16 protein-coding genes and 1 pseudogene are annotated in these 17,083 nt (G+C 70.2%); 5 read left to right on the top strand and 12 right to left on the bottom strand.

The window, feature by feature from the left end:
* From IBL25_RS17285 to tsaE, 4 genes and pseudogenes are all read right to left on the bottom strand, one after another.
* A pseudogene (locus tag IBL25_RS17285) lies at nt 1–1,415 on the bottom strand (double-strand break repair protein AddB); the annotation flags it as partial.
* A 14-nt stretch (nt 1,416–1,429) separates the two neighbouring features.
* Nucleotides 1,430–2,155, bottom strand: a complete 726-nt coding sequence (locus tag IBL25_RS17280; protein WP_367615632.1) for a nucleotidyltransferase family protein — start codon at nt 2,153–2,155, stop codon at nt 1,430–1,432.
* Nucleotides 2,152–3,186: an aminoglycoside phosphotransferase family protein gene (locus IBL25_RS17275; protein WP_187779783.1), complete on the bottom strand. Its 1,035-nt coding sequence runs from the start codon at nt 3,184–3,186 to the stop codon at nt 2,152–2,154. Before IBL25_RS17275 ends, IBL25_RS17280 begins: the two co-directional genes overlap by 4 nt.
* Before the next feature lie 73 nt (nt 3,187–3,259).
* A complete protein-coding gene (gene tsaE, locus IBL25_RS17270) occupies nt 3,260–3,718 on the bottom strand; it encodes a tRNA (adenosine(37)-N6)-threonylcarbamoyltransferase complex ATPase subunit type 1 TsaE (protein ID WP_120639276.1) in 459 nt (152 codons plus the stop codon).
* Between the two features lie 153 nt (nt 3,719–3,871).
* Here tsaE and IBL25_RS17265 point away from each other — a divergent pair, with 153 nt between their 5' ends.
* Both IBL25_RS17265 and IBL25_RS17260 read left to right on the top strand, forming a co-directional pair.
* On the top strand, nt 3,872–4,900 hold the full coding sequence (locus IBL25_RS17265) for an amino acid ABC transporter substrate-binding protein (protein ID WP_187779782.1): 1,029 nt from the start codon (nt 3,872–3,874) through the stop codon (nt 4,898–4,900).
* Between the two features lie 175 nt (nt 4,901–5,075).
* Nucleotides 5,076–6,125 carry an NAD(P)/FAD-dependent oxidoreductase gene (locus IBL25_RS17260; protein ID WP_187779781.1) on the top strand — a complete coding sequence of 350 codons (1,050 nt, stop codon included), beginning with the start codon at nt 5,076–5,078 and terminating at the stop codon, nt 6,123–6,125.
* Nucleotides 6,126–6,167: 42 nt separating this feature from the next.
* Here IBL25_RS17260 and IBL25_RS17255 read toward each other — a convergent pair whose 3' ends face one another.
* On the bottom strand, nt 6,168–7,640 hold the full coding sequence (locus IBL25_RS17255) for a DUF4214 domain-containing protein (protein ID WP_187779780.1): 1,473 nt from the start codon (nt 7,638–7,640) through the stop codon (nt 6,168–6,170).
* A 300-nt stretch (nt 7,641–7,940) separates the two neighbouring features.
* A complete protein-coding gene (locus IBL25_RS17250) occupies nt 7,941–8,846 on the bottom strand; it encodes a metal ABC transporter solute-binding protein, Zn/Mn family (protein ID WP_187779779.1) in 906 nt (301 codons plus the stop codon).
* A gap of 122 nt (nt 8,847–8,968) precedes the next feature.
* Here IBL25_RS17250 and IBL25_RS17245 point away from each other — a divergent pair, with 122 nt between their 5' ends.
* On the top strand, nt 8,969–9,505 hold the full coding sequence (locus tag IBL25_RS17245; protein WP_187779778.1) for an AAA family ATPase: 537 nt from the start codon (nt 8,969–8,971) through the stop codon (nt 9,503–9,505).
* Here IBL25_RS17245 and IBL25_RS17240 read toward each other — a convergent pair.
* Nucleotides 9,502–10,308, bottom strand: a complete 807-nt coding sequence (locus tag IBL25_RS17240; RefSeq protein WP_187779777.1) for an exodeoxyribonuclease III — start codon at nt 10,306–10,308, stop codon at nt 9,502–9,504. The genes IBL25_RS17245 and IBL25_RS17240 overlap by 4 nt on opposite strands.
* 334 nt (nt 10,309–10,642) lie before the next feature.
* On the opposite strand from IBL25_RS17240, the gene IBL25_RS17235 reads away from it, so the two are divergent.
* A complete protein-coding gene (locus IBL25_RS17235) occupies nt 10,643–11,308 on the top strand; it encodes a YjbF family lipoprotein (RefSeq protein ID WP_187779784.1) in 666 nt (221 codons plus the stop codon).
* On the opposite strand, the gene IBL25_RS17230 is transcribed toward IBL25_RS17235, so the two are convergent.
* From IBL25_RS17230 to IBL25_RS17215, 4 genes are all read right to left on the bottom strand, one after another.
* Nucleotides 11,289–12,347: a glycosyltransferase family 4 protein gene (locus IBL25_RS17230; protein WP_187779776.1), complete on the bottom strand. Its 1,059-nt coding sequence runs from the start codon at nt 12,345–12,347 to the stop codon at nt 11,289–11,291. The two genes, IBL25_RS17235 and IBL25_RS17230, sit on opposite strands and share 20 nt — an antisense overlap.
* A gap of 151 nt (nt 12,348–12,498) precedes the next feature.
* Complete coding sequence (locus IBL25_RS17225) at nt 12,499–13,248, bottom strand: FkbM family methyltransferase (protein ID WP_187779775.1); 750 nt, start codon at nt 13,246–13,248, stop codon at nt 12,499–12,501.
* Nucleotides 13,245–14,096 (bottom strand): VOC family protein, encoded by an 852-nt coding sequence (locus tag IBL25_RS17220; RefSeq protein ID WP_187779774.1) that lies wholly within the window; start codon nt 14,094–14,096, stop codon nt 13,245–13,247. The genes IBL25_RS17225 and IBL25_RS17220 overlap by 4 nt, the downstream gene beginning before the upstream one ends.
* Entirely contained in the window at nt 14,093–14,749 is a 657-nt protein-coding gene (locus IBL25_RS17215; protein ID WP_187779773.1) for a glutathione S-transferase family protein, read from the bottom strand. Before IBL25_RS17215 ends, IBL25_RS17220 begins: the two co-directional genes overlap by 4 nt.
* 157 nt (nt 14,750–14,906) lie before the next feature.
* On the opposite strand from IBL25_RS17215, the gene IBL25_RS17210 reads away from it, so the two are divergent.
* Complete coding sequence (locus tag IBL25_RS17210) at nt 14,907–15,308, top strand: cupin domain-containing protein (protein WP_187779772.1); 402 nt, start codon at nt 14,907–14,909, stop codon at nt 15,306–15,308.
* Nucleotides 15,309–15,525: 217 nt separating this feature from the next.
* On the opposite strand, the gene IBL25_RS17205 is transcribed toward IBL25_RS17210, so the two are convergent.
* A partial coding sequence (locus tag IBL25_RS17205; protein ID WP_187779771.1) for a DNA translocase FtsK occupies nt 15,526–17,083 on the bottom strand: 1,558 nt, incomplete at its 5' end.

The following is a 17,083-nucleotide window of genomic DNA, read 5'->3' as shown; positions in this document are numbered from 1 at the left end:
AGGCCGGGGGCCGGGCGGGGGCCGCGCAGGCAGCGGCGCTCCAGCAGGCGCACCGCCTCCATCCAGGCCTGGCGCGGCATGCCGCCGGCAGCCATGGGGTGCTTCAGCAGGGCCAGCAGCGGGACAGGAGCAAAACCCTCGGCCACGGCGCGGGCCAGCAGGCGCAGGAAGGCGCCGGCCGGGGTCTCGCCCAGCGGCTGGCCGGCGGAATCATCGGCCAGGATGCCGTGGCGGGTCAGCTCGGCGGCGACGCGGCGGCCGAGGTCGCGGTCCGGCGTGATCAGCGCGGCGCGGGCACTGGGGGTTTCCAGGGCTTCCCGCAGCAGCAGGGCGATCGAGACCGCCTCGGACTGCACATCCGGCGCATCCAGCAGCGAGAAGCCGTCCAGCGCCGGCTTCCAGTATTCGGGCTGGCGATCCAGCCAGGCATCCAGCCCGGCGGCGGGGCGGAGCGCGCGGGCCAGCAGCTCGGCCCGGCGGGCGAGGTCGAGGTCTCCGGAAGGCCGCCCTTCCGGCTTCAGCCCGGGCGCGCCCAGCCCGTGCCAGGGGCGGATATCCTCCAGCACCGCGCCCATCTGGCGCAGCAGGCGGTACTGGCCACAGAGCGGGTGGGTCGGGCTCTCGGCGATCACGTCCCACAGCTCGGCCGACATCTTCTCGACGCCGTCATGCAGGATCACGGCGCCGCGCGGCAGGGTGGCCACCACGCGCAGCAGGTCGGCGGCGGCGGGAATGGTGCCGCCGGCGCCGATGCCGGCGGCGAAGACCGGGTCGGTGGGCGCGTTCTCCCGCCATTCCTGCGCCTGGGCTTCCAGCGCAGCGACGCGGCGGGGGCCGATATCCATCAGCCCCTGTTCCTCCAGCCAGCCTTCCCAGGCCTCCACCACGCCGCGCAGGAAGGTGATGGTCACCTGCCAGTGGGTGGCGAATTCCTCTGGCACCAGCTCCGGCAGCTTGCCGGGGTCACAGCCTTCCAGCGCGATCTCGTCCAGCAACTCGCCCAGGGCGCGCGCCAGGCGCCAGGCCTGTTCCGGCCCATTGGGGCCGCCGTAGCGGGGCGGCAGGCGCAGCACAAGGGAGGTCAGCACCGCCTGCCGCCGCGCCGGGTCCACCGCTGGCGGCAGATCCAGCAGGCCGGGCAGGGCCAGTTCGTCCGCGTCTTCCACCGAAAGCCCGGTCAGCGCGCGCATGACGGGCAGCAGCAGGGTGCGGCCATCGGCACACCGCAAGAAGGCCTCGCGCAGCGCCATGGCGGCGCGGCGGGTCGGCAGCAGGATGGTGACGCGGGAAAGGGCGGTGGGGTCGGCGCCCGCCTCGCCCATCTCCTCGATCACGCCGCGCGCCAGCGTGTCCAGGAAGGGCAGATGGGCGGGGATGTTGTAGAGGCCGAGGCCCCGTCGCGCCGACCCGGACATGGAGGTGCCTTTCGTCAGAACATCGCCCGCGCCAGGCCGGTGGCCAGGGCATTCTCGGCCACCCGCAGGTCGCCGGGGCGGGAGAGGTGGAACCAGGCGCCGTCATGCACCAGGCCAAAGAGCCGGCCATTCTCGATGGCGCGGGTCCATTGCCGGTGCAGGGAGAAGGCGCCTTCCGGGCTGCCTTCCATCAGGCGCGGGTGGATGATCTGCACGCCGCCATAGACATAGGGCGCCACCTCCCGCTCCTTCGGCCAGCGGACGCGGCCGAGGGGGTCGAGCAGGAAGTCGCCATGGCCGATCTCGCTATCCACCTGGGAGGCACGGACCATCAGCAGCAGCCCGTCCATGGTCTCCGGGTCGAAGCGCTCGGCGAGGCGCCCGATGGTGGAAACCGGCCCGTCCAGCCAGAAGGCATCGCCATTGGCGACCAGGAAGGGGTCCTCGCCCAGCAGCGGCAGGGCATTGCGGATGCCGCCGCCGGTTTCCAGCAGCGTGTCTTCCTTGACCACCTGCGGCGGATGCGCGCGGGCGGCGCAGACCTCCTCGATCAGGTGCGGGAACCAATGGGCGTTCACCACCACATTGCCGATCCCGGCTTCCTCGATGCGGTCGAGCGCATGGTCCAGCAGGGTGCGGCCGGCCAGGGGCAGCAGGGGCTTCGGGCGCGCCTCGGTCAGCGGCCGCATGCGGGTGCCGAGGCCGGCGGCCAGCACCATGGCGGAGGAGAGAGGCGTCACGCAGTGGTTTCCTTGAGAGCAGCGGGGTTCTGGCGCAGTTCCGGCGGCACGTGGCGGTCCAGGAAACGGCGCAGCGGCAGGGTGGCGGGGTGTTCCAGTGCCTCGGCCAGCAGCGCCCAGCAGCGGGGGCCGTGGCGCAGGTAGCCGGGCTTGCTGTCCCGCCGCGCCAGCCGCACCCAGAGGGCGGCGACGCGCAGGTGGCGCTGCGCCGCCATGGCCGCCATGGCGGCGGTGAAATCCCCGGCATCCAGGTCCGGACGGGCGGCGAGATAGGCTTCCATGGCCGCGCGCCGCACCGTCGGCGCCACGTCCCGCCGCGCGTCCTGCAGCAGGCTGACGAGGTCATAGGCCGGGTGGCCGCGCGCCGCGTCCTGGAAATCGATGATGCCGACGCGCCGCGCGCCAGGGCGCTCCGGCAGGTGCATCAGGTTGGCCGGGAAATAATCACGGTGCACGAAGCCATCGGCGCCGGCGAAGGGCTCCAGCATGGCGCGCAGGGCTTCCGCGAATTCGGCGCGGATGGCGCCGGAGGGGGCCTCGCCGAAGGTCGCGGGCCACCACCAGTCCAGGAAGGTCAGGCCGGCCATGCGCGTCATGGTTGGCGCCTCATAATCCGGCAGGCCGGGCGGCGGCGGGGCGGCATGCAGCGCCGCCAGGGCCTCGGCCGCCGCGACATAGAGCGGCACGGGGTCGGCGCCGGCATCCAGCAGCCCGGCATGGGTCTCGCGGCCCAGGTCCTCCACCAGCAGCAGGCCATGGGCGCGGTCTTCCGCCAGCACCTCGGGCGCCGAGAGGCCGAGGCCGCGGATATGGGCGCCGATGCGCAGGAAGGGCAGCAGGTCCTCTTCCGGTGTCAGGCCCACCCGGGGGGCATCGGCGCAATCCATCAGCAGCGCCGGGCGCGGCACGGCGCCGGACAGGCGCGTGTAGCGGCGGTGCCCGGCATCCTGCGGCAGGGACGCGCGCGCGGCCCCGGCATAGCCGGTGGCGGAAAGGAAGGCCTCGATGGCGGGGGATGCGGGGGCGTTCATTCTGCGGCGAGTTCCTGGCGGCACGGGCCGGATTTGCCAAGGGTTGATCGCGCCCAGGTGGGTTGCGGGCGCATCAGGGCAGCAGTGCCTCCATGCGCGGGCCCCAGCCGAACAGGGTGACGGTGCGGAGGTCGCCCGCCACCGGCTCCAGCCGCAGGTGTAGGGCATCGGGCGGGGTCAGGTATTCCAGGCGCTGTGGCCATTCCACCAGCACGATGCCGTCCCGCGCTTCCTCCCAGCCCAGTTCCTCCAGCTCGTCCGGGCCGGAGAGGCGGTAGAGGTCGAAGTGATGCGCGGTGCAGGCGGGCAGCTCATAGGCCTGCACCAGCGTGAAGGAGGGGGAGGGCACCTCCAGCGCCGGGTCGCCGCTGGCGGCGCGCAGGAAGGCGCGGGCGAAGGCGGATTTGCCGGCGCCCAGCGGCCCTTCCAGCAGCAGGGCATCGCCGGGGCGTGCCACGGCGGCGGCGCGGGCGGCCAGGGCCTCGGTGGCGGCCAGGTCGGGCAGGGTGAAGATCAGGCTGTCCACAGGCATCGGGGGAATATCCCCCGCCGGCGGGGGGCGGCACAAGGGCGCCGCTGCGGCCCGCCGGGTGCGACAGGGGCGGCGGCCCTGTCTCGCCCGATGCGCCTTGCATGGACCGTGCCGCTCCCGCTTAATCCGTCGAAAATCCGGAGGAAACCCAAGATGCGTTCACTGGCCTCTGCCTGCCTCGGCGGGCTTGCCACCATCCTGACGGCCCTCGCCGCCCCGGCCGCCGCCCAGCCGGCCACTGACATGGTGGCCGCCATCCGGGCCCGTGGGGCGCTGAACTGCGGCGTCACGCCCTCCACCGTCGGCTTCGCCACGCCGGGCACGGATGGGCGCTTCCGCGGCATGGACGCCGATTACTGCCGCGCGGTGGCCGCCGCCCTGCTGGGCGATGCCGAGAAGGCCCGCATCCAGCCCACCACCACGCAGCAGCGCTTCACCCAGTTGCAGTCCGGCGAGATCGACATGCTGTCCCGCGTCACCACCTGGACGCTGTCGCGCGAGGCCTCGCTCGGCCTCGCCTTCGCGGGGGTCAATGTCTATGACGGCCAGGGCTTCATCGTGAAGAAGGCCAGCGGCGTCACCTCCGCCAAGCAACTGGACGGCGCCAGCATCTGCATGCAGCCTGGCTCCACCACCGAGCTGAATGCCGCCGACTGGTTCCGCACCAACAACCTGCGCATGACGCCGCTGCTGATCGAGGATATCGAGGAAGCTCGCAAGGCCTTCTTCTCCGGCCGCTGCGATGCCTACAGCACGGATTCCACCTCGCTCGCCGCGCTGCGCTACAACCAGGGCGCCAATGCGGAGCAGTTCGTGGTGCTGCCGGAGATCATTTCCAAGGAGCCGCTGGGCGTCGCCATCCGCAAGGGCGACTGGCGCTTCTACGACATCGTGCGCTGGACCCACTTCGCCCTGCTGGCGGCCGAGGAGATGGGCCTGACCAGCGCCAATATCGACAGCCAGGCCAATAGCGCCAACCCGGATGTGCAGCGTTTCCTGGGCAAGACCGGCGACCTGGGCAAGATGATGGGGCTGGAGCCGGATTGGGCCGTGCGCGTGGTGAAGGCCGTGGGCAACTATGGCGAGATCTGGGACCGCAACCTGGCGCCGCTGGGTATCCAGCGCGGCATCAACAACCTGTGGACCAAGGGCGGGCTGCACTACGCGCCGCCGATGCGCTGAGGCCACAGCCGGGCGAGGCGCCGCCTGACCCCGGCGGCCAGAGGCATGATGGGACCGGGATGGCCCTGCCGCCCCTGGGGGGCAAAAGCCGCACCCCTGGCCAGCGGCAGCCCCGGTTCCGGTCTGCCGCGATATGCCCTATGCACCGCAGCCTCGACACGCGGAGAGACACCGAATGGCCGACGCTACCCACCCCGCCGTTGCGCATGAAGCCGCCATCACGGCCGATGTCGCCGTGATCGGCGCTGGCCCCACCGGGCTCTTCGCCGTGTTCGAATGCGGCATGCTGCGGATGAAATGCGTGGTGATCGACACGCTGGAGGCCATCGGCGGCCAATGCGCCGCGCTCTACCCCGAGAAGCCGATCTACGACATCCCGGCCCACCCGGCCATCGCCGGCGCCGAGCTGATCGCGCGGCTGGAGGAGCAGGCGCAGCCCTTCGCCCCCATCTACCTGATGGGCCGGCGGGTGGATGCCCTGGCCGATGACGGCGAGGGCGGCTTTGTTCTGCGCACCAGCCAGGGCGAGCAGGTGCGGGCCAAGGCCGTGATCATCGCCGCCGGCGCCGGCGCCTTCGGCCCCAACCGGCCGCCGCTGGCGGGGCTGGAGGCTTTCGAGGCCACGGGCGCCGTGCGCTACATGGTCTCCCGCCGGGAGGAGCTACGCGGCAAGCGGGTGGTGATCGCCGGCGGCGGCGATTCCGCCGTGGACTGGGCCCTGAGCCTGAAGGACATCGCGGCGCGGGTGACGGTGGTGCACCGCCGCCCCAAGTTCCGCGCGGCGCCGGAAAGCGTGGCGCAGATGGAGGCCGCCGCCGAGCGCGGCGAGATCGACATGGCCATTCCCTATCAGCTGCACGGGCTGGAGGGCGCCGGGGGCGAGCTGGAACATGTGGTGCTGGCGACGCTGAAGGGCGAGGAGCGCCGCGTGCCGGCCGACCATCTGCTGGCCTTCTTCGGTCTGTCGATGGAGCTGGGGCCGATCGCGGAATGGGGCCTGGGGCTGGAGCGCAGCCATGTCAGCGTGAACCCGGCGACGCTGGAGACCAACCGCCCCGGCATCCATGCCATCGGCGATATCGCCACCTATCCGGGCAAGCTGAAGCTGATCCTGCAGGGCTTCTCGGAAGCGGCGATGGCGGCGCATGCCATCCACCCCCGCATCTTTCCGGGTGAGGCGCTGCATTTCGAATACAGCACCTCCAAGGGCGTGCCGCTGGGCTGAGGCGGCGCGTGCGGGGCGCGGTGGCGCCCCGCACGGTTTGGATCAGCTGAGGAAGATCCAGTTGTCGTGGGTCTGCTCGGCGGTCTGGATGCGGTTCTCCAGGCTGTCAGAGAAGCCGATCAGCACATCCGCGCGGCTGGCGCCGCTATTCAGCGCATTCATCCAGTTCTCGAAGCCGGCGCTGTCGGAGCCGCGGCCCAGGACGTTCTGGTAGAGCTGCTCGACGAAGTTCGCGTTGTCGAGGCCGCCGTACTTCTGCTGGTACTCGGTTGAATCTATGAAGCCCTGCGCCACCCAGGTGAGCGACTGGCCGGATTCCAGATGGTTGTACCAGTAGTTCAACCCTGCGGTTTCCGGCTCGCGGTCCAGTGCCGCCTCATAAAGGCGGTAGGCGTGGCCGTATTCGTCATCGCCCATGACGGAGAGGTTTCTCACCACATTCTCGAAGCTGGTGGCGAAGCCATGGAGCACATCGTCGCGTCCGCCGCCGCTCTGCAGCAGCCTGACCCAGTTATCGAGGCCACTCTGCTCACCCTCGCGGTTCAGCACGTTGCGGTAAAGCTGCTGCACGAAGCCGTGGTCATCAAGGTTGCCGTAGGCAGTGCGGAACTCTTCGGACTGCGTGAAGCTGGTGGCCACGCCGCGCTCGCTCTGGATGCCGCTCTCGACACGGTTGGTCCAGAACTCCAGACCGTCGGCATCCGCCATGCGGTTGAAGGCGGCCTGGTAGATATGCGCCACCTCCTGGGCCACGCCGCTGGCATCGAAGCGGCCCACACCATCGGAGAAGAGGACATACTTGCCGTCGGTGACGGTGGCGGTGTTGTCGCGGCCGCCGATCTGGTCCTGCAGATAGAGCTGGCCGAGGTCGGTACGGGCCAGGATGTATTCGCTGTGCAGGCCGCTGGCATGGACATCATTGGGCAGGCCGCCGCCATTGCCCAGGCCGACGCCGACATTGATGCCGCCCTTGCCATCCGACTGCACGCCCAGCGCGCCGTCGAAATCGCCGTTGATGGCGAGGCGGGCAACCTGCTCCGTGCCGTTATAGACCTGTAGGACACCATTGGCGTAGCTGGCGCTGGTGGCGACGGGAATGTCGCGGAAGGAGATGACATCGTCCGAGTTGAAGCCGCTGATGCCGCTCAGCAGGCCGACGTCGAGATCGTGGTCCACCACCAGCACGCCGCCCACGCCCGTGAAGTTGATGGGCGAGGCCACGTTCAGGTTGACCGTGTTCGACAGGTCGAGCTTGCCGCCATCACCGATGTTGAAATTGGTGAGGACATTGACGCCGGCCAGGTTGTCGATCTCCAGCGTGGCGTGCTGCACCGTGATGGAGGAAAGCAGGCCGATGGTCGCCGTGCTGAAGGAAACCGCCACCGGGTCATTGGCGGGCGTGGTCTCGTTACGTTCCACCACGATCCTGGAACTGGCGCCGAGGGTGACGTTGTAGTCACCGGATGTGGAGATGGTCCTGCTGGACAGCAACGGAACGTTGATCAGCGTGCTCACTTGGCTTTCTCCATCTTGACCGGCCCCGATGCACAGGCACCTGAAGCTAACCTCAAGCCCGGATACTGAACAAACCTTCCATTCGCTGGCATGGCATTGTGCAGCGTTTAAGTGGTTCTGGATTCGCAAAGTATCCGGACCCGTACAAAGGTGGATCTAGAATATAATTTGAGTTCTACATTGCAGGGATTTGTAGCCACATGCTGCGGCATCGTGCGGGTTTGTCCCGCGGGCCGGCTTTCACCTCCGCCGTGAAGACGGGTATGGCGGGGCGGCACCGCGCCCCACCGGAGGGCTGCTTCAGCCCTCGCCCTTCATGGCCGGCACCAGCAGGCCGAGGTTGTGGCGGAACATCGCTTCATAGTCCGGCGCCGGGCCATCGGGGCGGGAGAGCGCATCGGCGTAGAGCTGGCCATGCACGGTCACGCCCGCCTCGGCCGCCAGGCGCCGCAGCGTCGCGGGATTGGCCATGTTCTCCAGGAACAGGGCGGTGATGTTCTGCTGCTTCAGCAGCCGGATCAGCCGCGCCACCTCGGCGGCCGAGGGCTCGCTGTCGGTGCTGATGCCCTGCGGCGCCAGGAAGCGCACGCCATAGGCGTTGGCGAAATAGCCGAAGGCGTCATGGCTGGTGACCACCTGCCGCCGCGCCTCCGGCACCGTGGCGATCTGCTGCCGCACCCAGGCATCCAGCGCCGCCAGCCGGGCGAGATAAGCCTCGGCCCGCGCACGGTAGCCTTCGGCACCCTCCGGGTCGGCAGCCACCAGGGCGGCGGCGATGGCGCGCACATAGCTCTGCCCGTGCCGCAGGTCCTGCCAGGCATGCGGGTCCTGCGCGTGGCTGTGGCCATGGCCGTGGTTGTCCTGCAGCGCGCGGGGCGTGATGCCCTCGCTGGCGGTCGCCACCGGGCCGCGATAGCCGGCGGAGCGCACCAGCCGGTCCAGCCAAGTATCGAAGCCCAGCCCATTGCGCACCACCAGCCGCGCGCCGCGCACTGCCTCGGCATCGGCGGGGCGGGGCTGGAAGCTATGCGCATCCACATCCGGCCCGGCGATGACCCGCAGCGACACCCGGCCGCCGCCAATCTGCCGCACCATGTCGCCCAGGATGGAGAAGGAGGCGACCACCGGTACCCCGCCCTGGGCCCGGGCGGCGCGGCTGAGGAAGGGCATGGCGAGGGGCAGGGCCAGCAGGTGGCGGCGTTGCATGGAAGGTGCTCCTGGCATGTTATATCATAACATTTGCCCCATCAGCCGCTGCGATGCAACCCACGAAGCCTGGCCAGGCCAGCGCCGCATCGGCTAAGCCCGCCCCGGAAGGAGCGCCAGCCATGCGCATCGTGGTGATCGGCATCTCCGGTGCGGGCAAGAGCACCCTGGCGGCGCAGCTGGCCCGGGCGCTGGGCGTGCCGCATGTGGAACTGGACGCCCTCTACTGGGAACCGGGCTGGACCATGGCCAGTCCCGCCGCCTTCACCGAGAGGGTGGAAGCCGCCACCGCCGGCCCCGCCTGGGTGGCGGACGGCAATTACCGCGCCGTGCGGCCGCTGCTCTGGGGCCGGGCCACGCATCTGCTTTGGCTGGATTACGGGCGGCCGGTGATCATGAGCCGCGTCATCCGCCGCTCCCTGCTGCGGGCGCTGAGCAGGCGGGAACTCTGGAACGGCAACCGCGAGCGCTGGCGCAACCTGCTGGAGCCCGGCCACCCCATCCGCTACGCCTGGCGGCAATGGGCGCCGCGCCGGCGGGAGCTGGAGGCGCTGCTGACCAGTGGCGAATACCCGCATCTCTCCGTGCTGCGCCTGCGCCGCCCGGCCGAACTGCCCGCCGCCCGCACCGCCCTGCTGCGGCAGGCTGGAGGCGGCTAGAGCTTCAGTTCCACCAGAACCGGCACATGGTCGCTGGCCTGGGTCCAGCCGCGCGCCGGCTTGTGGATCTGATGGCCCGAGAGCTTGCCCACCAGGTCGTCGCTGACCCAGACATGGTCCAGCCGCCGGCCCTTGTCCGCCGCCGCCCAGTCCTTGGCGCGGTAGGACCACCACGTATAGACCTTCTGCGGCTCCGGCAGCATGTGGCGGATGGCGTCACGCCATTCGCCGGCCTGCTGCCAGCCGGTCAGCGCCTCCACCTCCACCGGGGTGTGGGAGACGATCTTCACCATCTGCTTGTGGCTCCAGACATCATGCTCCAGCGGCGCGATGTTCAGGTCCCCCACCAGCACGGACCGGCGCGTCGGCCCGCGCCGGCGGTTCCAGGCCGTGGTCTCGGCGATGAAGTCCAGCTTGTGGGCGAATTTCGGGTTGGCCTCGCGGTCCGGGATATCGCCGCCGGCGGGCACGTAGAAGTCGTGCAGCTCCAGCCCGCCCGGCACATCGAGATCGACGCCGAGATGGCGGCAATCGCCCTTGCCGCACCAGTCCGGGTCATCGTGCCGCACCGTGAAGGGCACGCGGGAGAGCACAGCCACGCCGTTGTAGCCCTTCATCCCGCGCATGGCCCGGTAAGGGAAGCCGAGCGCCTCGGTGCCCTCATGCGGGAAGAACTCGTCGGGGCACTTGGTCTCCTGCAGGCAGATGACGTCGGGCGCCATGTCCCGCACCAGATCCGCCAGCAAAGGCAGACGCAGGCGGACGGAGTTGATGTTCCAGGTGACGATGCGGAGGGAGGTCATGATCTGCCAGGGATAAGCTGGGTGGCGGCCGGGGCCAAGGGGGCGCTGCCCCTTGGAACCCCCGCTGGGGTGACAGTGTCACCCCAGACCCCGCCATTCCTTTGCGGTGGCACCGTGGTTTCGCCGAAGGTCATGGACCCTCGGCGACTGCGGCTTCAGCGCACGTGGCCTTAATGGAACAGATGAGCGCCGTGCCCGGCCTGATGCTTGAAAACTCGAAGCGGGGTCCGGGGTGGACTTCCACCCCGGTGGGGGCCTGGGGGCAGCGCCCCCAGCCCCGGCCAGGCATAAATAGGTTATACTCACGGTTGCGTGATCGCGTAGCATGGGCATCATGCGCCGCGCCCTGCCTCTCCTGGCTCTTCTCTGCCTGCCCGCCTGCGCCTCCTGGCTGCCGGACCTCTCGGACATCCCGGGAGCGGAGACGCTGGGCCTGGCGATGCCCATGCCCGAGGCCGAGGTGGAGGAAGTCCCCGCCTCCGCCCAGGCCGCCGCGGCGGGGGAGCCGGCGCTGCATCTGCGCTGGGGCAGCCGCGCCGTGGTGGCGGTGCTGGCGCAGCAGAGCGGTGAGAACCGGATGTGGCGCAGCCCGGGCGGCATGGTGGTGGCGACGGATGGCGCGCGGGTGGTGGCCACGGCCGGGTTGCGGGACTGGCTTGCCGCGACGCGGCTGGATGGCCCGGACCCGCTGGACGAGCCCTTGCAGTTGCTGGGGCGGGAGGTCGCCTCGCGGCGGCAGGTGGACCTGATGCGGTCCGACCGCTCACCGGAGGGGATGCGCTTCGGGCTGTCGCTGAATTGCCGGCTGCGCGGTAGCCTGACCGATGGGGTGCAGGCGCCGCCGGCGCTGCTGATCACGGAACGCTGCCGGGGCAGCGGAGAGAGTTTTGTGAACCGCTTCTGGGCGGACCCGGAGACGGGCGGGATCTACCGCTCCGAGCAATGGATCGGCCCGCCGGGGCCGCTGTGGGTGGAGGTGGTCAACCCGCCTTCCAGCTGAGCCCGGCGCGGCGGACACGGCGCACCACATAGGCCAGCCAGAGCAACTGCACCGCCAGCGGCGGCAGGATGACCAGCGGCTTGGCCCAGCCGGGAAGGCTGGCGAAACCCAGGGCCAGGGCGCCGTGAAAGAGCGCGAAGCCGGCATGGGTCGCGGCCACCACCGGCACCGGCAGGCCGCTGCGCTGGGCCATCTGGTAGAGGTGGGTGCGGTGGGGGGTGCTGACCCGCTCGCCCATCCAGGCGCGGCGGAGAAGGGTAAAACCAGTGTCGAAGAGCAGCGCGAAGAGCAGCAGCGGCACCAGCAGGAAGGAGAGCTGCGCGGCATCGAAGCGCGCGGCGGCGACGCCCAGCACCGCCAGGATGAAGCCCAGGAACTGGCTGCCGACATCGCCCATGAAGATGCGGGCGGGCGGCAGGTTGAAGGGCAGGAAGCCCAGGATGCCGGCGCCCAGGATCAGGCAGGCGGCGTAGAGGAACCAGCCGCCCTGCGCCCCCGCCAGCACCGCCAGCACCGCACAGGTGATCAGCGTGACGCCGCCCACCAGGGAATCCAGCCCATCCATGAAATTCACGGCATTGGTGCAGGCGACGATCCAGAACAGCGTCAGCGCCGGGCCGAGCCAGCCCAACTCCACCACGCCGATCCAGGGCAGGGCCAGCTTGCTGACGACGAGGCCGCTGGCCACCGCCACCAGCGCCGCCAGGGCCTGGGCGCCCAGCTTCACCACGAAGCGGAAGTTCTTCACGTCGTCGGCCAAGGCCAGGGCGGCGATGGACAGGGCGGCCAGAATCACGCCGATGAACTGCCGGTCCGCGACGCGGGCGAATTGCGCCGTCAGGAAGAGCGCCAGCATCCCCGCCATGAAGGCCGCGACGATGCCGATGCCGCCGCCCTTCGGGGTGGGGTGGACATGCGCCTTGCGGTGGTCCGGGTGGTCCAGGATGGGAAAGGCGATCATCAGCCGCACCAGCAGCGCGGAAAGGGCCGCCAGGCCGGCGCCGAAGAGGAGGTGTTCCAGAATGGCTTGGGCGGTCATGTCGCTCTCTTGGCGGGGGAGGCCGGGACAAGACGCTGTCCCGCAGGGAGGAGGAGGAACCCCGGGCCCCGCTGTCGGTGGTCAGGCTGCGGCTTAGGCCATAGGGCCGCGCGGGCGTCAAACGATGCGCGGGCTGCGCCGCGCGCGGGGCTCAGGGCTGCAGGCGGGCGGGTTCCAGGCTGGCATAGATGTCACCGCTATTGGCTTCGGGCGGCAGGGCTTCCAGCCAGCGGGCCAGGGTGCCGGCATGGGCGGGGGCGGGCAGGGCGAAGCGCATGTCTTCCCCAAGGCAGGCGTTGAAGCTGTAGGGGCCCAGGCCTTCGACGATGCGCAGCGCATCCAGTGCCATATCCCGCTGGATCAGCGTGAACTCGAAGGACAGGGCCCGCACGGGGCTGGAGAGGCCGGCCAGGGCCTGGGCCTCGAAGCCCTCCACGTCGATCTTGATGAAATCCGGCTCCCCATGCTCCGCCGCCAGGGCATCAAGGGTGGTGACAGGCAGGCGGATGGCATCGTCCCAGTGCTGCCCTTCCCAGCCCGGCGCGCCAGCGGCGGCGGCCAGGAAGTCCTCGGAGGCGGTGGCGACGGTAGGGTTGGCATGGTTCAGCCGCAGGCTGGCTTCCCCCGCCTGGGCGCCGACCAGGGCGCCGACGCGGGCCACGCCCTCATCCCGCCCGAAGAGCAGGCGCAGCAGCCGGGCCAGCCGCGGCTGCGGCTCCACCGCCACGGCACGGGCGCCGAGGCGGCGGAAGCTGGCGGTGCGGTCCCCCACATGGGCGCCGATATCGAAGCCCAGCTCACCCCCGTGGAGGAAGCGGGCCTGGAAGGCATCCAGCGCCGCTGCCCGGCCTGGGGCGTAATAGGTCCGCAGGGAACGGCCGATCGCGGCGGCCTCGCTCATGCGAAGACCAGGGCGGCGCCACCGGCCAGCGCGGGCGGCACCATCAGCCCCTCGGGCGCCGGGCGGGTATCCAGCCCCTGCAGGATACGGGCGGCGGCGGCGCCGGCATCCTCGGTGCGCAGCACATAGCCGGCAATGAAGGGCAGGGTGGGTGCTACGACGCCGGGCAGCACGGCCTCCAGCGCCTCGGCGGGCAGGATGCGCACCCGCCCCTGCGCCAGGGGCAGCGCGAAGCCGCCGGCCGGATCGGGCTCCAGCACCGCACCGGTCAGGCGGGCGAGGCGCGCCGCCGTCTCGGCCGGGGCGGGGGAGGCCAGGATGGCAGTTTCCAGCGCCACGGCGCGGTTGGCGTGCCGCATCCACTGCTCCTGCCAGAGCAGTTCCGGCGTGTGGTGCTGGATCAGTTGCAGCCGGCCTTCCGGCGCATCCGGCACCGGCAGGCGGGAGAAGCGCGCCAGCGGTCCATCCGGCGCGCTGTCATCCACCGGGCGCTGCAAGGGCGCCACGGCCCGGATCTCCAGCCCGGCGGCGCGCAGGCGTGGCAGCTCAGCCTCCGCATCCTCTACCCCGAAGGCCAGGATATGCAGCCCGCGATAGCGCGCGATGAAGCGGCCGATGTTGTTGTCGAAGAGCGCCGGGTCCAGGATGCCTAGCAGTTCCACATAGCCCTGGCACAGCATGGCGCAGCGGTTGCCGGTGCCCAGCCGCTCCACCGGTCCGCCGGGTGAGCGGGGCCCGGATTGCCGCGCCACCGGCGTCAGCGTGAAGCCCAGCCGCTCATAGGCGGCCCAGAGCGCCTCGGGCTGGTCGGTGCAGAGCCCGACATGGTCCAGCGAGGCGGCGCTCACGGCTTCGGCGCCTCGTATTGCGGCAGGCGCCATTCGGCGGGCTCGGCGGCGGCCTCGGCGTACCAGCGCTGCATCAGCGGATGCGCCCGCACCGCCTGCATATAGCCCTGCGCCGCCGCCGAGACGGCCGGGCGCCAGGTCAGGAAGCGGCAGACCACCGGGGCATACATCACATCCGCCGCCCCCATCTCCGCCCCGAACAGGAAAGGCCCGCCGGAAGCTTCCAGCGCCTGGCTCCAGATGGCGTCGATGCGTGCCACATCGGCCATGGCCTCGGGCGTCGCGCCCTCGCCCGCGCGGGTGTTCAGGATGGTCATGGGCATGTTCTGCCGCAGCGGACGGAAGCCGGCATGCATCTCGGCGGCGACCGAGCGCGCCCAGGCGCGGGCGGCGCGATCCGCCGGCCAGAGATGCGGCGCGAACTCGGCGCAATATTCCACGATGGCGAGGCTTTCCCAGACCTTGGCGCCCCGGTGCTCCAGATAAGGCACGGTGCCGGAGGGCGTGGCCTCCTTCACCGCCGCCGTGCTGCCGCCGGCCAGCGGGATCACCACCTCCTCCACATCCAGCCCCGCCAGATGCACGGCCAGCCAGCCGCGCAGGGACCAGGAGGAATACATCTTGGTCCCAATGAAAAGCCGGCCATCCGCCATGGCGCATCTCCCCTGTGTGCTGCGCCGGAGCCTATGCGCTGGCGGCGGCAGGGGAAAGCCAGGGCGGCGATGACAAGAGCGGGGGAACGCAAGCCGCGTGCTGCCAGCCGCGCCAGATCCTGCTGCAATACCCATGCCCAGGAACAGGAGGAACGGCATGATCACCCGCAGGATCTTTGGCGGCTGCGCGCTCTGCGCCGCCGTGGGGCTGGTGGCGGCACCGGCCTCGGCCCAGGCGCCCTCAGGCATCAAGCGCACCACGGTGAAGCAGGAGCCGCTGCCCGGCACCAATTACGTCACCATCCAGATGATGGTGGAGGTGGAGGCGCAATCCGCGATCGCCCGCCATACCCATCCGGGGCACGAGGCCACCTACATCATCAGCGGTGGGATGGAACTGAACATCGAAGGCCAGGATGTGCTGCGGCTGAAGGGCGGCGACAGCTTTCTGGTGCCGGCCGGCGTGCCGCATAGCGGCCGGGCGACAGAGGCCACGCGCTTCTTCGCGACCTATGTGGTGGACAAGGACAAGCCGTTGTCTTCGCCGGCGCCGGGGTAAAGGCCGGGGGAAAGAATTCCCCCGGAACCCCCATCTTTTTTCTTCGAGTTTTGGAGGGTGCCGGAGGGCTTGGCCCTCCGGCGGCTGCGGTTCAGCCCTTGTGACCCTGAAAAAAAGGGCCCCATTTCAGGAACCCCTTCCGGCTTCGAAGGCCGAAGCCAAACTGACAAAAAGAAGAAGGGGTCTGGGGAATTCATTCCCCAGCCTTCAGCCTTCCTCAGTCGTCCATATCGCTCCGCCGCGCGAGGACCTCGCGCTTGCCGACATGGTTGGCCGGCCCGACGATGCCTTCCTTTTCCATCTGCTCGATCAGCTTGGCGGCGCGGTTGTAGCCGATGGAAAGGTGCCGCTGGATGAAGGAGGTGGAGGCCTTGCCTTCCCGCGTCACCAGCGCCACGGCCTGGTCGAAGAGGCCCTTCTCGCCATCCGAGGCACCGGCGATGCCGGACATGCCGGAATCGCCGCCCGCTTCCTCGTCGCTTTCCGTCACTTCCTCGATATAGGCGGGCTCGCCCTGCTCGCGCAGGAAGTCCACCACGCGCTCCACCTCGGCGTCCGAGACGAAGGGGCCGTGGACGCGGGCCACGCGGCCGCCGCCGGCCATGTGCAGCATGTCGCCCTGGCCGAGGAGCTGCTCGGCGCCCATCTCGCCCAGGATGGTGCGGCTGTCGATCTTGCTGGTCACCTGGAAGGAGATGCGGGTCGGGAAATTGGCCTTGATGGTGCCGGTGATGACATCCACCGAAGGCCGCTGCGTCGCCATGATGACATGGATGCCGGCGGCGCGGGCCATCTGCGCCAGGCGCTGCACGGCGGCCTCGATCTCCTTGCCCGCCACGATCATCAGGTCGGCCATCTCGTCGATGACCACGACGATCATGGGCAGCGGCTCCAGCGCCAGGGGCTGGTCCTCGAACACCGGGCGGCCGGTATCGGGGTCGAAGCCCGTTTGCACGCGGCGCGTCAGCACCTCGCCCTTGCCGCGGGCGGCATTCACCTTGTCGTTGTAGCCGCCGATGTTGCGCACGCCGAGCTGCGACATGGCGCGGTAGCGGCGCTCCATCTCGCGCACCGTCCACTTCAGGGCGCCAATGGCCTTGGGCGGCTCGGTCACAACAGGCGCCAGCAGATGCGGGATGCGGTCATAGACCGAGAGTTCCAGCATCTTCGGGTCGATCATGATGAAGCGGCACTCATCCGGGCTGAAGCGGTAGAGCAGCGACAGGATCATGGTGTTGATGCCGACCGACTTACCGGAACCGGTGGTGCCGGCGATCAGCAGGTGCGGCATGCGCGCGAGGTCGGCGATAACCGGGGAGCCACCGATATCCTTTCCCAGCACCAGCGGCAGCCGCGCGGTGTTGGAGGCCCATTCGGCGCTGGCGATCATCTCGGAGAAATACACCATCTCCCGCCGCGCATTCGGCAGCTCGATGCCGATGACGTTGCGGCCGGGGACGGTGGCGATACGCACCGCCATCACGCTCATGGAACGCGCGATGTCGTCCGCCAGGCCGATGACGCGGGCGGACTTGGTGCCAGGCGCGGGCTCCAGCTCATAGAGCGTGACGACCGGGCCGGGGCGGATTTCCACGATGCGGCCGCGCACCCCGTAGTCTTCCAGCACGGATTCCAGCAGGCGGGCATTGTCCTGCAGCGCCTGCTCGTTCGGCCCGTCGTTGCGGCGCGGCGGCGGCGCCTGCAGCAGGTCGAGCTGCGGCAGGCGGAAGCGCTCGGGCTGCGGCATCGGCTGCGGCACGCGGGCCGGCTTGCGC

Origin of the sequence: Pseudoroseomonas ludipueritiae (assembly GCF_014490445.1) — a bacterium.
Taxonomy (GTDB): Bacteria; Pseudomonadota; Alphaproteobacteria; order Acetobacterales; family Acetobacteraceae; genus Pseudoroseomonas; species Pseudoroseomonas ludipueritiae.
This window is presented reverse-complemented; position numbering and strand designations above follow the sequence as displayed.